Source organism: Streptomyces sp. NBC_01116 (assembly GCF_041435495.1).
In the GTDB taxonomy this organism is placed as follows: domain Bacteria; phylum Actinomycetota; class Actinomycetes; order Streptomycetales; family Streptomycetaceae; genus Streptomyces.
This window is the reverse complement of the sequence record NZ_CP108644.1, coordinates 5,027,672-5,040,296: the sequence shown is the minus strand read 5'-3', so window position 1 is coordinate 5,040,296 and position 12,625 is coordinate 5,027,672. Positions and strand designations below refer to the sequence as shown.

Annotated in this window: 10 protein-coding genes and 1 pseudogene; 3 read left to right on the top strand and 8 right to left on the bottom strand. The window is 73.3% G+C overall.

From position 1 onward, the window contains the following. Positions 1 to 56: 56 nt before the first annotated feature. Together OG245_RS22110 and OG245_RS22105 are read right to left on the bottom strand one after the other, a co-directional pair. Entirely contained in the window at positions 57 to 2,048 is a 1,992-nt protein-coding gene (locus tag OG245_RS22110) for a protein kinase (protein ID WP_371625221.1), read from the bottom strand. 321 nt (positions 2,049 to 2,369) lie between these two features. Beyond that, the gene (locus OG245_RS22105) at positions 2,370 to 3,260 is read right to left on the bottom strand and encodes a menaquinone biosynthetic enzyme MqnA/MqnD family protein (protein WP_371625220.1); all 891 of its coding nucleotides are present in this window, start codon (positions 3,258 to 3,260) and stop codon (positions 2,370 to 2,372) included. 319 nt (positions 3,261 to 3,579) lie between these two features. Between OG245_RS22105 and OG245_RS22100 the strand changes: the two genes are divergently transcribed. After that, a complete protein-coding gene (locus tag OG245_RS22100) occupies positions 3,580 to 3,783 on the top strand; it encodes a cold-shock protein (RefSeq protein ID WP_003967102.1) in 204 nt (67 codons plus the stop codon). Between the two features lie 119 nt (positions 3,784 to 3,902). Here the strand turns inward: OG245_RS22100 and OG245_RS22095 are convergent, their stop codons facing one another. The 6 genes from OG245_RS22095 to OG245_RS22070 are packed head-to-tail and all read right to left on the bottom strand — an operon-like array spanning position 3,903 to position 10,562. Next, the gene (locus tag OG245_RS22095; RefSeq protein WP_371625219.1) at positions 3,903 to 4,748 is read right to left on the bottom strand and encodes an ABC transporter ATP-binding protein; all 846 of its coding nucleotides are present in this window, start codon (positions 4,746 to 4,748) and stop codon (positions 3,903 to 3,905) included. Beyond that, positions 4,745 to 5,806, bottom strand: coding sequence for an ABC transporter ATP-binding protein (locus OG245_RS22090; protein WP_371625218.1), 1,062 nt, complete (start codon positions 5,804 to 5,806; stop codon positions 4,745 to 4,747). Before OG245_RS22090 ends, OG245_RS22095 begins: the two co-directional genes overlap by 4 nt. 6 nt (positions 5,807 to 5,812) lie before the next feature. Continuing rightward, positions 5,813 to 6,664: an ABC transporter permease gene (locus tag OG245_RS22085; RefSeq protein WP_371625217.1), complete on the bottom strand. Its 852-nt coding sequence runs from the start codon at positions 6,662 to 6,664 to the stop codon at positions 5,813 to 5,815. Continuing rightward, positions 6,661 to 7,608 (bottom strand): ABC transporter permease, encoded by a 948-nt coding sequence (locus OG245_RS22080; protein ID WP_371625216.1) that lies wholly within the window; start codon positions 7,606 to 7,608, stop codon positions 6,661 to 6,663. The genes OG245_RS22085 and OG245_RS22080 overlap by 4 nt, the downstream gene beginning before the upstream one ends. 6 nt (positions 7,609 to 7,614) lie before the next feature. Beyond that, positions 7,615 to 9,312 (bottom strand): ABC transporter substrate-binding protein, encoded by a 1,698-nt coding sequence (locus OG245_RS22075; protein WP_371625215.1) that lies wholly within the window; start codon positions 9,310 to 9,312, stop codon positions 7,615 to 7,617. Beyond that, positions 9,309 to 10,562 carry a C45 family autoproteolytic acyltransferase/hydolase gene (locus OG245_RS22070; protein ID WP_371625214.1) on the bottom strand — a complete coding sequence of 418 codons (1,254 nt, stop codon included), beginning with the start codon at positions 10,560 to 10,562 and terminating at the stop codon, positions 9,309 to 9,311. The genes OG245_RS22075 and OG245_RS22070 overlap by 4 nt, the downstream gene beginning before the upstream one ends. A 131-nt stretch (positions 10,563 to 10,693) precedes the next feature. On the opposite strand from OG245_RS22070, the gene OG245_RS22065 reads away from it, so the two are divergent. Together OG245_RS22065 and OG245_RS22060 are read left to right on the top strand one after the other, a co-directional pair. After that, positions 10,694 to 11,593, top strand: a complete 900-nt coding sequence (locus tag OG245_RS22065) for a MurR/RpiR family transcriptional regulator (RefSeq protein WP_371625213.1) — start codon at positions 10,694 to 10,696, stop codon at positions 11,591 to 11,593. Between the two features lie 73 nt (positions 11,594 to 11,666). Next, positions 11,667 to 12,536 (top strand): annotated as a pseudogene (locus OG245_RS22060) (MerR family transcriptional regulator). Positions 12,537 to 12,625: the final 89 nt, after the last annotated feature.

Here is a 12,625-nt window from a genome sequence, read left to right as displayed (position 1 = left end):
GGCGGTTTTACTGACGTTCCTCGGACCGATCCAGCCTACGCCAGCCCGTGACGCCGTCAGCCGCCGGACCGGGTGAGCTCGCCGTACGGGAGACCCGCGGCGCGTTCCTTCGAGCGGTAGTCCAGGGTGCCGTCGCCGGTGAGGCGGAAGACCACGTCCGCCTCGGTGCTGGTGCACAGGCCCGGTGTGCTGGGGCGGTCCGGGTCGGTCCGCTCGCGGATGTTCAGCTCCTTCGCGGTGCCGGAGGCGAGGGTGCCGACGCTGTTGCAGGTGACGGTGATACCGAGCTGGGAGATCGTCGTGCTCATCCGGACGACCCGCTCGCCGCGTTTCCCCTCGGTGAAGACCGCGGTGAGCGTACCGTGCGGCTGACCGGTGGTCCTCTCGGTGACCGGCCCCTTCCAGGTGCCCAGGTACGTCTTCGGCAGCTCGCCGACCTGGGCCCCGCCCGCGTCGGCGGACTCGGCGGGCGTCGGCTTCCCGGAGTCGGGCGGAGAGGCGGAGTCCGACGGGGTGGCCGCGGCGTCGTTGCCCCGGTTCCGGTCGGCGTCGCCGCTCGGGAGGAAGCCGTCGAGCAGGCCCGTGCCGAAGGTGACGACCGCGAGCGCGCCCGCCACGGCCAGGGCGACCGTGCAGCTGACACGGCGGCCCCGGCGTTCCCCGGTGGTCCGCCGGTTCTCGGCGCTGACGGTCAGGGAGAGGCGGGGGTCGCCGGCGCGCTGGCCCGGCAGCCCGTGCGCGCCGTGTGCGCCGTCGCCGCCCTGGCGGTAGGTCCCGGCGTGCGTGGGGGGCGGGGGCACGGTGGAGGCGGGCTTCCCGCGCGGAGGCGTCGGAGGCGGGGGCGGGGGCGTCCCGTAGGTGTCGTCCTGCGGATGCGGCGTCCCGTACGCGTCGTCCTGCGGGTGCGGGGTCCGGTACGGCACGTCCTGCGACGCCTCCTGGGGCACGTCCTGCGGCGCTTCCTGGGGGCGCGGTGTCCCGTACGGGGCTTCCCGCGGCGCCTCCTGCGGACGGGAGGTCCCGTACGGCGCCTCCGGCGGGCCCGGGGCGGGCGAGCCGAACGGCCCGCTCCTGCTCGGCGCGGCCGTTCCCGGGAACGCCCCCAGCGACGCGCTGCTGAACGGCACCGGCCCCGACTGCACCGGCGCGTCCTGCGGTTCCAGGTCCAGCAGCGCCACCGCGGACCGGCTCACCTCGCGCACCAGCCCGCCCGGCAGCCAGCCGCCCGCCACCATCGCCGCCGCCCCGCCGGGAGCGAGCACCCGGGCGAGATCGGCCGGGGCGGGCCGGGCCGCCGGGTCCTTGGCGAGGCAGCCCTCGACCACCTCGCGCAGTTCGCCCTCCAGGTCGCCCAGTTCGGGTTCCTCGTGGACCACCTTGTAGAGGAGTACGGCGGAGGAGTCGCCCGGGAAGGGGGCCGCGCCCGTCGCCGCGTACGCGAGGACCGCGCCCAGCGAGAAGACGTCGGCCGCGCCGGAGACGTCCCGGCCCCGGATCTGCTCGGGCGCCATGTAGCCGGGCGAGCCGACCGAGACCCCGGTGGAGGTGAGCGAGACGGTCGCGCCGAGGGCCCGTGCGATGCCGAAGTCGATGAGGCGGGGCCCGTCGAGGGCGAGCAGCACGTTGGACGGCTTCACGTCGCGGTGGACGATGCCCTGCCCGTGGACGACGGCGAGGGCCTCGGCGAGCCCCGCGCCCAGGGTGCGTACCGCGTGCTCGGGCAGCGGGCCGTGCTCGGTGATCGCCTGTGAGAGCGGCGGCCCGGCGACGTAACCGGTGGCCACCCAGGGCACCGGGGCGTCCGGGTCGGCGTCCAGGACGGGCGCGGTCCACTGGGCGCCGATGCGCCGGGCGGACTCCACCTCGCGCCGGAACCGGGCGCGGAACTGCTCGTCGAGGGCGAAGTGGGGGTGGACGACCTTGACCGCGACCGTGCGCCCGCCCGCGCTGCGGCCGAGATAGACCCGGCCCATACCGCCCGCGCCGAGCCTGCCGAGCAGCCGGTAGGAACCGATGGTGCGCGGTTCGCCCGCTTCCAGCGGCTGCATATGGACTCCCCCTGTGAACCCTGCGGACGATGGACCCGTGGACGGTAAACCCGGCGGACGGTCCGGACCCGGACCGAAGCCTAGGGGGCGCCAACGGCGCGGTCACCGGGAAACGGCCGGACCATTCCCCCTTCTCCGGTCAGGAAGGGATCTTTTCGCCCGGGGAAAGGCGCGAATGTGTTGTCGCACGGCCTCTCCCATTCCCTTTCGCGGGGACGGAAAGAGAATTCCCTCCATTCCCCGGTTCAGTCGCTCAGCCGCCCGGTCACCCGGTCACCCGGTCACTCGTTCACTCGGTCGGTCGGTCGGTCACTCAGCCGCTCAGCCGCCGAGCAGCTCCACCCGGACGTCGGCCGGGTAGCCGGTGTCCCGGCCCGTGCGGCGGGCGAACTCGCGGACGCCGGCCAGCTGGTCCGGGCCGAAGCGGAAGTCGAGCGTCGTGAAGTACCGCTCCAGCACCTCCGCGTCGAAGGCCTCCCAGCGGGCCGCCTGCTCCGCGACCTTGGTGACCTCCTCCAGGGAGAGGTCCCGGGAGGCCAGGAACGCCTCGTGGACCTGCGCCGTCCGTTCGGGGTGCGCGGCGAGGAAGTCCTTGCGGGCCGCCCAGACGGCGAAGACGAACGGCAGCCCCGTCCACTCCTTCCACATCTGGCCCAGGTCGTGGACCTGGAGCCCGAGCCGGGGGGCGTCGTGCAGGTTGGCGCGCAGCGCGGCGTCGCCGATCAGCACGGCGGCGTCCGCCTCCTGCATCATCAGCCCCAGGTCGGGCGGGCAGGTGTAGTAGTCGGGGCGCACGCCGTAGCGCTCGGCCAGCAGCAGCTGCGCCAGCCGCACCGAGGTGCGGGAGGTCGAGCCGAGCGCCACCCGGGCCCGGTCGAGCTGCTCCAGCGGGAGCTGGGAGACGATCACGCAGGACATGACCGGCCCGTCGCAGCCGACCGCGATGTCGGGGAAGGCCACCAGGTCGTCGGCGTTGCGCAGGTACTCCACGAGGGTGACCGGGCCGATGTCCAGCTCCCCCTCGATCAGCTGCTCGCTGAGCCGCTCCGGGGTGTCCTTGGAGAGCTCCAGGTCGAGCAGGGTCCCCGTCCGCGCCAGGCCCCAGTACAGCGGGAGGCAGTTCAGGAACTGGATGTGGCCGACGCGGGGCCGACTGCGGCGGTCGTCGTCGCCTTCACGGGGGGAGACGGTTGAGTCGGTTGAATTGTCCACATCGCGAGGCTAGACCCGCAGCCGCCCGCGAGCATCACCGGGGCCCGCGCACCCCGTCCCACGCCCCGCCCGCGCCCTGTCGCACGCCCCCTTCCGGGGGCCCTCTCCGAACGCCCGACGAAGGCCGTCAAACATTCGGGTGAAGTGATCTTTCCCTCTACCGCTCGCCAGAGGCCGCGTGCTAGGCTCGCCCGCAAGTTGCAGTTTGGTTTCCCTTGCAGTACAGAGCCTGCGGAGCATGTAACCCGCAGGCTTTTGTAGTTTTCAGACTTGTTTGCAGGTTCTGGAGCAGGGCAACCCTTTGGCCCAAGGAGGGCTTATGGCTACCGGAACCGTCAAGTGGTTCAACGCTGAAAAGGGCTTCGGCTTCATCGCCCAGGACGGCGGCGGCCCGGATGTCTTCGTTCACTACTCCGCGATCAACGCGTCCGGGTTCCGCTCCCTCGAGGAGAACCAGGTCGTGAACTTCGACGTCACTCAGGGACCCAAGGGTCCGCAGGCTGAGAACGTCACCCCGGCCTAGTTGCCCGGGTCGGTCGATCGCGGCCGTACATAGCAGTACCCAAGGAGCCCCGCTCTCCCGCTTCGGCGGAGGAACGGGGCTCCTGCCTGTGTGCGGCCGGCCTGCGTGCGGCCGGTCCGTCAGGCCACGGCCGACCGGGCGGCGACCGCGTCGGCCGGGTCCCAGCCGGCCCGCGGCACCGAGGCCAGCAGCAGCCGGGTGTAGGGGTCGCGGGGGTGGGCGAGCACCTCGGCGGTCGGGCCCTGTTCGACGGCCGTTCCCCGCCGCATCACGACGACCTCGTCGGTGATGTGCTGCACCACCGCCAGGTCGTGGCTGACGAAGACCAGCGCGACCCCGGTGTCCCGGCGGATCCCGTCGAGCAGGTGAAGGATCTGGGCCTGGATCGACACGTCGAGCGCCGCCACCGCCTCGTCCAGGACCAGCACCTTCGGGTCGACGGCGAGCGCGCGGGCGATGGCCAGGCGCTGGCGTTGCCCGCCGGAGAGCCCGTGCGGCAGGGCCTCGGCCTCGCGCGCGCCGAGGCCCACCCGGTCCAGCAGGCCGTCGGCCAGCTCCGCCGGCCGGCCGTGCAGCCGCAGGGCCGTGGTGAGGCAGCGGCGGGCGGTGAGCCGGGGGTCGAGCGAGAGGTAGGGGTCCTGGAAGACCATCTGGATCTCCCGTGCGCGGGCCAGCCGGGCGGCCCTGCCGCGCGGGGCGGTGAGTCCCCGGGCCCGCCCCTGGACTCGGACCGTTCCGGCGTCCGGGCGGACCAGGCCCACCAGCATCCGGGCCACGGTCGTCTTGCCGGAGCCGGACTCCCCGACGATCCCGAGCGAACCGCCGGCCGGGACGGTGAAGCCGATGCCGTCGGCGGCGGTCAGGCGGCCCTTGCCGGGCAGCGGGTACGTCTTGCGCAGCCCCTCGACCGCGAGCAGCGGCGCGGGGTCCCGCCCCGGCGCTTCCTTTCCCGGGGAGAGCGTCATCGGCTGCCGTCCTTCTTCGTGGTCTGCGGTACGGGGAGGAGTTCGGGCAGCCGGCGGCAGGCGGCGGAGCCCGTACCGCCGTCCGCGAGGGCCACCGGCTCGGGCCGCCAGGTCGCGCACTCCGGTTCGGCGTCGGGGCAGCGCTCCGCGAAGGGGCAGCCCGCGAAGGCGTCGGCCAGCGACGGCGGCTTCCCGGGGATCGGGCGGATCTCCCGGTGTTCCTCCCCCAGCGTCGGCGAGCAGGCCAGCAGCCCCCGGGTGTAGGGGTGACGGGGCCGGTCGAAGAGGTCGCCGGCGGTCCGCTCCTCGACGACCCGGCCCGCGTACATCACGTACACGCGGTCGCAGTAGGCGGCGGCCAGGTGCAGGTCGTGGGTGATGAACAGCAGGCCGAGGCCGCGTTCGGCGCGCAGGGTGCGCAGGAGGGCGAGGATCTCCGCCTGGGTGGTGACGTCCAGAGCGCTGGTCGCCTCGTCGGCCAGCAGCAGCCGGGGCTCGGCGGCCAGCGCCCCGGCGATGACGACGCGTTGGAGCATCCCGCCGGAGAGTTCGTGCGGGCGCTGGCGGACCCGGCGCTCCGGTGCGTCGAGCCCGACGGCGGCGAGCAGCTCGACCGCACGGTCCCGGGCCGCCGCGCCGGTCGTCCCGGTCCCGGCGGCGGCGAGCCGCTCGACGAGGAAGTCCCCGATGCGGCGGACGGGGTTGAGGGCGGCGCGCGGGTCCTGGTGGACCAGGGCGACGGTCCGGGCCCGGTGGGCGCGCAGCTCCTCGCCGCGCAGGGCGAGGACGTCGCGGCCCGCCACCCGTACGGAACCGTCGAGGGCCGTCCCTTCGGGGAGGGTGCGCAGGGCGGCCTTGGCGGTCGTGGACTTGCCGGACCCGGACTCACCGACCAGGCCGACGACTTCGCCGCTCGCGACCCGCAGGGACACCTGGTCCAGGACGGGCCGGGCGGTGCCGGGGAGGCGGAGGGTGAGGTGGTCGATGTCGAGGAGCACGGTGTCACTTCCCGGTGCGGCGAGGGCCGCTGTGTCGTGTCCCGCTGCGGCGGATGGCATGGGCGGCTACCTCCCGTTGGCGAGTCGGTCGGCGGCCCGGACCCCGACGACGTTGAAGGAGACGACCACCAGGGCGATGGCGATGCCGGGCACCAGGGCGGGCAGCAGCGCTCCCTGGACGACGGCGGCCTGCCCCTCCTGCACCATCAGCCCCCAGTCGGAGCTGGGCGGCTGGGCGCCGAAGCCGAGGTAGGAGAGCGTGGCCAGGGACATCAGGGCCTCGCCGAAGAGGACCACCAGATAGCCGATGACGGAGCGGCCGAGGTTGGGGACGAGGTGGAAGGCGCAGATCCGCAGGCCGCCCATGCCCTGGACGCGGTAGGCGTCGATGTAGGGCTTGCGCCGCTCCCCGATGGCCACGGAGCGGGTGTACTTGGCGACGGTCGGCGTGTAGGCGAGGCCGAGCGCCAGCACGGAGGTGGTCATTCCGGCGCCGAAGACCGCGATGATCAGCACGGTGAACAGCAGCCCCGGGAAGGCGTACATGACGTCGGTGAGCCGGGAGATGACGGTGTCGGCCCAGCCGCCGCGCCAGGCCGCCAGGGCGCCGAGCGCGATGCCGAGCACGGCGGCGATGGCGAGCAGGAGCGCCGGGGCGACGAGGCTGGTGCGGGCTCCGTACAGCACCCGCGACAGCAGGTCCTGGCCGGAGGAGTCGGTGCCCAGGAGGTGGTCGCCCGTGGTCCCGGCCAGCGAGGCGGAGAGGTCGATGGCGTCGGGGGCGTACGGGGCGATCAGCGGGGCGAGGAGGGCGGCGAGCACCACCAGGCCGAGGACCGCGCCCGCGAGGATCGCCCCGTAGGGACGCCGGGCGGCCGGGATCTTCACCGGGGCCGGGGCCAGGGTCGGGGCGGTCATGCGGCGGCCTCCTTCACGCGCGGGTCGAGCAGCGGGTGGACGAGGTCGACGAGGGTGGTGACCACGATGTAGCCGGTGACCATGAGCAGCAGGACCGCCTGGGCGACGGGGAAGTCGTGGGTGTTGATCGCGCCGACGAGCAGCGAGCCGATGCCGCTGATGCCGAACGCGGTCTCCACGACGACCGTGCCGGCGAGCATTCCGGCCATGACCAGTCCGCACATGGTGACGATCGGGCCGAGCGCGTTGCGCAGGATGTGGCGGCGGACGATCTCGCGCTCCGGGATGCCGGAGGAGCGGGCGGCCTCCACGTGGTCGGCGGCCCCGGCGTCGGCCATCGCCTGCCGGGTGACCCGGCTGATGATGGCGAGCGCGCCGAGCGCCAGCGCCAGGGCGGGCAGGGTCAGATGGTGCAGGGTGCCCGTGAAGCCCTCGCCTCCCCCGGTGACGGGGAACCAGCCGAGCTGGACGCCGAAGACGGCGGCGAGCGCGATGGCGGAGACGAACGAGGGGACCGAGGCCGCCAGCGTCGTACCGCCGACGACGGCCGAGTCGACCCAGGTGCCGCGCCGGACGGCGGCGAGGATGCCCGCGCCGACGCCGAGGACGACGAAGAGGACGGTCGCGTAGGCCACCAGGGCCAGGGTGGTCGGGAAGCGGGCGACGATCAGGTCGGCCACCTGGTCGCTGTATTTGAAGGAGCGGCCGAGGTCGAAGTGGAGGCAGTCGCCGAGCCAGCGGCCGTACTGCACGACGAGGGGCTCGTCGAGGTGGTACTGCGCCCGGACCAGCTCCAGCTTCTCCGGGGTGAGTTTGTCGCGGCCGCCGGCCAGGAAGACGGCGGGGTCGCCGGGGGCCGCGTACACGGCGGCGAAGATGACGAAGGAGGCGGCGAGGAGCGTGGCCAGCAGTCCGGCCAGCCGCCGGGAGATCCGGGCGAGCATCGCGGGTCAGCCCTTCTTGGCGCCGAGGTCGGCGGCCCACGGGTAGTAGAGGTAGGCCATGGAGGCGGGCGGTCCGGTCAGCTTCTCGTCGAGGACGAGGACGGAGGGGACCTGGGCGACGGAGATCCAGACGGCGGCGTCGGTGAACTTCTTCTGGACCTCGGCGGCGAGCTTCGCGCGCTCGGCGTCGTCGAGGGTGGCGAGCGCCTTCTTGACGGTGGCGTCGTAGGCGGGGTCCGCGAAGCCGACCCAGTTGTTGGAGGAGCCGGTGAGCGCGTTGTCGTAGAAGCCGATCGGGTCGGCCTTGGAGATGTACCAGTCGCCGACCAGGACGTCGATCTCGCCGCGGATCCCGGGGTCGCTGTAGAACTGCTCGAACTGGGCGGTGGGCACGGTCTTGATCTGCCCGGTGAGCCCGATCCGCTGGAGGGCGGCCCGGACGGCGTTGGCGACGACGGTACGGCCCTGGCTGGCGTCGGTGCCGATGACGATCGGCGTGCCCGCGTCGGCGCCGGAGTCCTTCACCAGCTTCTTCGCGGCGGCGATGTCCTCGGCGTCGGGGCTCGCGGGGGCGACCGGGTCTGCGGCGCGCCGGGCGGCCTCGAAGACCGGCTTCTCGTAGCCCCAGGCGCCGGAGCCGACCGGGGTGGACCAGGGCTGGACCATCCCGCCGTAGCCGGAGGCGGCGATGCCCTTGCGGTCGAGTGCGAGGGAGAGCGCGCGGCGCACGGCCGGGTCCTTCAGTCCGCCGCGTGCGGTGGGGATGAGGACGAGGGAGGAGGTGGAGGGGCCGTAGTGCTGGGTGATGCCCTTCTTGCCGGCGAGGGCGGCGGCGGTGTTGGGCGATTCGGCGTACGCGCCGTCGGCGGCCCCGGTGGTGAGCGCGTTGACCAGGGCGCTGTCGGTGGCCCAGCGGAAGGTGACGCGCCGCGTCAGCGGCGCCTCGCCCCAGTAGTCGTCGTAGCGCTCGATGGTGATGGAGTCGCCGGACTTCCAGTTCGCGAGCCGGTAGGGGCCGGTGCAGGCGTCGGGCTGACCGGGGGTGCCGAAGTCCCGGCCCGCCTTCTCGACCTGCTCCTTGTTCCAGACGATGCCCGCGTCCCCGGCGAGCGCCTTGAGGAAGAGGGCGTCGGGGGCCTTGAAGGAGAGGGTGATCTCCTTCTCACCGGTCTTCTTGATGGAGGCGACGTTCTCGAATTCGTCGCCCTGCTCCATGTCCGGGTCGGCGTGCCGCTGGAGGCTCCAGAGCACGTCGTCGGCGGTCATCGGGGTGCCGTCGTGGAAGGTGACGCCGGAGCGGAGCTTCAGGACGAGGGTGGTGTCGTCGGGCGTTTCGACGCTCTCGGCGAGGAAGGGCTTCGTCGTCATGTCCGGCTGGAGCTGGTAGAGCCGCTCGCAGACGTTGGTGAGGACGACGCGGCCGGCGCTGGAGCCCTGGGTGTCCAGGTCGAGGGAGTCCGGTTCGTCCTCCAGGAGCCAGCGGGCTTCGGGGAGTTCGCCCTTCGCGGCGGCCGTGGTCGGGGTGAGGGTGAGCTTCGCCGCGTCGGCGGCCGATCCGCTGCCGGCGGGCTTGGTGGCCCCGCTGCATCCGGCGACGAGCAGGGCGGCGACGACGGCTCCGGCGACCGGGGCACCGCGGCGCAGCGCGCGGCGGTCCCCGGTGGCGGGCGGACAGGGGACGGCGGAGGGGGTGCGGTGGGTCATGGCTGGGTTCCTGTCGGTTCCGGGCCGCCGTGCGGGCCGTCGTAGAGGTTCCAGGGAAGGTGCTGGTACGCGCGGTCGCAGGGGGTTCCGGCGGTCACGTGGTAGTCGCCGGTGGTGAGGTCGGCGAGGGAGGAGACGAGGGTGGTCCAGTGCTCGACGGCCGGCCGGCGCGGGTCGGGGTGCGTGCACAGGGACTCGGGGTGGCCGAGGTGGTCGGACATGGCCCGGCGGATCAGCTCGCGGGACTCGTCGGGTCCGGTGGAGTGGCGCAGGGCGGCCAGGCCCTGTTCGGCGCGGGGGACGCGGACCAGGGAGTCGGAGGACATCGGGCGGTAGCCGGCGGCGGCGAGCGGGGCGGGGATGCCCGCCTGGTAGTGGTTGCCGTGCACCAGCAGGCCGTCGGTCGGATACATCCAGCCGTGTCCGGCGGGGGTGGTCTCCAGGTCGATGGCGAAGCCCTCGCGGCAGGTGAGGAGGGCGTTGCTGGCGATGTGGGCGCGGGTGCGGCAGAGCACGTCGAGGGCGTCGGCGATGTTGTCCTGGTCGAGGACGGTGCGCCGGACGACGGTCTGGGGCAGCCCGATCCGGTCGTCGAACCGGCCGCCGAGGCCGTTGGCGTTGAAGGCGATCCCGGCGGAGTTGGCGCCCTGGCGGCCGATCTGTCCGGCCTCCACCTGCATGATCAGGGTCGGCTTGGGCGGCTGGACGATCCGGATCATGACGACGGTGTCGGCGACCCCGGCGCGCCAGTCCCAGTTCTGCCCGGCGTAGACGTGGCCGTCGCCGCTGGCCGGGCCGTAGGCGGCGAACGAGGTGCAGCCCTCGGCGGGTTCCTCGTCGGCCGGCCCCTCCGCTGCCCCGTCGGCGGCGATCTCGGCGAAGGACTTGTCGTAGATGACCTCGCCGCGGGCGTTCAGCGCGAGGACGTCCAGGAGGCCGGTGCCCGCGCCGTCGGCGATGCCCCGCATCTCCTCCACGAGGTGGGGGGCGTAGGCGTTCACGGGCTCCAGCCAGCGGGCGGCGCGGGCGGTGACCTTGTCCCAGGTGAGCCCGGCGGAGCGGCCGAACGCCTCCTCGTAGTAGGCGAGGGCGGCGTGCAGTCGGGGGCGGACGGCCTCGCCGTACTGCCGTCCGCGCTCCAGCGGGGAACCGGAGATCTCGATGACGGGGAGGACCCGGGCGGCGGAATCCGTGGGCGGGGGTGCGGAATCCGTGGGGACGGGGGTGGACTCCGTGGGAAGGGGTGCCATTCTTCTCCTCGCGACGGAACGCTTCGGCGACCGACGGACGGGGACCGGCACGGTCCTGTAACGTCGATTTCAGAATGCGTTCCCTTTGGAACGTTCTGCCCAGGACAGTAACGTCGGTCACACGGAAGTCAATGCTTGTAATGGAAATTCCAGAGAACGAGACCGGAGCGACGCGCCTCCGTGCCGCTATTCGTGACCAATGGAACGATCTGTCCGCTTCTGAACGGGCCGTGGCCCAGTACCTGGTGAGCGCGCCGGTCGAGCAGTTGCTCTTCGCCAGCGCGCAGCAGCTCGGCGCGGCCAGCTCCACCAGCAACGCCACCGTCGTACGGGCCCTGCAACGCCTCGGGTACGCCGGTCTCCCGGCGCTCAAGCGGGAGCTGGCCAACGACTTCACCTCGGCCGTCGCCCCCGAGGTCCGGCTCAAGCGGCGCATCGCGCACGTGGGCCAGGACCTGGACGCCATCTGGACCGACGTCTTCGACGAGGCCCAGGAGCGCATCGACCAGGCCCGCCGGCTGACCGGCCCGGACTCCCTGAAGCGGGCGGTCGCCGCACTCGCCGAGGCCCGCGAGGTCTTCGCCTACGGGGTCGCCGCCTCCGAACCGGGCGCGCGGCACCTGGCGTTGGCGCTCGGCCGGATCGGCCGCCGGGCCCGGGCCGTCTCGGAGACCGGGTTCGCGCTGGCGGACCAGCTGCTGGCGCTCGGGCAGGGCGACGCGGTGGTGATCTTCCAGCCGGGACGGCGGCTGATGGAGCTGTCGGTCCTGATGGAACGGGCCCGCTCGGTCGGCGCGAAGGTGGTCCTGGTGACGGACGAGCTGGGCGAGGCGTACGCGGACCGGGTCGATGCGGTGCTCACCGCGCCGCACACGCCGACCGGCATAACGGCGGAGTCCCTGACCGGGCTGCTGGTGGCCGACGCGCTGCTGCTGGCGCTGGCCACCCTGGACGAGGACCGGGCCGTCGGCTCCTCGCACCAGCTGACCGCCCTGCGCGAACAGCTGCTGGACCCGAAACGGCACGGCTGACGGAGCCTCCGGAGAAACCCGCCCCGACGACGCTTGACCTTCACCCCGTGTGAAGGGGTGCAGTGGAGCCATCATGTTCACCATCGGAGACTTCGCCAGGTACGGACGGGTGTCACCCCGGATGCTGCGCCATTACGACGCCATCGGACTGCTGACCCCCGACCGCACCGACCCCGCCACCGGCTACCGCCTCTACGGCGCGGCCCAGCTCGGGCCTCTCCCTGGTCCGGCATGATCCGAAAGAGAGGCCCCTGCCCGGCTCAACCGGATCATCGCGCTCAAGGACCTCGGCTTCACGCTCCAGCAGGTGGGGGCGGTCCTGGACGAGCGGGTGGGCCCGGAGGAACTGCGCGGCATGCTGCGGCTGCGCCGGGCCGAGCTGGCGGAGGCGGTGGCGGCCGCGTCGGCGCGGCTGGCCCGGGTCGAGGCGAGGCTCCGGTCGATCGAGAGCGAGGGGCACATGCCTGCCGACGACGTTGTGATCAAGACCGTTCCGGCGGTCCGGGTGGCCGAGCTGACCGGGACCGCCGCGAGCTACCAGCCGCAGGACATCGGACCGGTCATCGGACCGCTGTACGACCGGCTCCTCCCGCTCCTGGAGGGCGCCGGACTCCGGCCCACCGGTCCCGGGATCGCGCGGTACGAGGACGCCCCCGAGGGCGGCGGCGCGATCGCCGTGCACGCCGGGGTGACGGTGTCGGCCCCGGTCGGCGCGGTCGGGGACACGGAGGTGCGGGTGGTGGAGCTGCCGCCGTTCGAGGCGGCCACGATCGTGCACCGGGGCGCGATGGACGACGTCCTGTCGACGACCCACACCCTGGCCCGCTGGCTGGACGCCAACGGCTACCGCTCCACCGGCTACAGCCGCGAGGTCAACCTGGAGTGCCCGCCGGACCGGGAGAGCTGGGTGACGGAACTCCAGGAGCCGGTGACGAAGGCCTGATCCGGTCCGGTGCGTACGGGGAGGGGCACGCCGCCCCCTCCCGATCCGGTGCGCACCGTGCGTACCGGGAGGGAGCACACCGCCCCCTC

What these genes read in the sequence shown, in the direction of transcription:
- OG245_RS22090 (WP_371625218.1), bottom strand. Translation starts at nt 5,806, where the DNA reads ATGCCATCCGCCGCAGCGGGACACGACACAGCGGCCCTCGCCGCACCG.
- OG245_RS22080 (WP_371625216.1), bottom strand. Translation starts at nt 7,608, where the DNA reads ATGCTCGCCCGGATCTCCCGGCGGCTGGCCGGACTGCTGGCCACGCTC.
- OG245_RS22065 (WP_371625213.1), top strand. Translation starts at nt 10,694, where the DNA reads ATGCTTGTAATGGAAATTCCAGAGAACGAGACCGGAGCGACGCGCCTC.
- OG245_RS22075 (WP_371625215.1), bottom strand. Translation starts at nt 9,312, where the DNA reads ATGACCCACCGCACCCCCTCCGCCGTCCCCTGTCCGCCCGCCACCGGG.
- OG245_RS22070 (WP_371625214.1), bottom strand. Translation starts at nt 10,562, where the DNA reads ATGGCACCCCTTCCCACGGAGTCCACCCCCGTCCCCACGGATTCCGCA.
- OG245_RS22110 (WP_371625221.1), bottom strand. Translation starts at nt 2,048, where the DNA reads ATGCAGCCGCTGGAAGCGGGCGAACCGCGCACCATCGGTTCCTACCGG.
- OG245_RS22085 (WP_371625217.1), bottom strand. Translation starts at nt 6,664, where the DNA reads ATGACCGCCCCGACCCTGGCCCCGGCCCCGGTGAAGATCCCGGCCGCC.
- OG245_RS22095 (WP_371625219.1), bottom strand. Translation starts at nt 4,748, where the DNA reads ATGACGCTCTCCCCGGGAAAGGAAGCGCCGGGGCGGGACCCCGCGCCG.
- OG245_RS22100 (WP_003967102.1), top strand. Translation starts at nt 3,580, where the DNA reads ATGGCTACCGGAACCGTCAAGTGGTTCAACGCTGAAAAGGGCTTCGGC.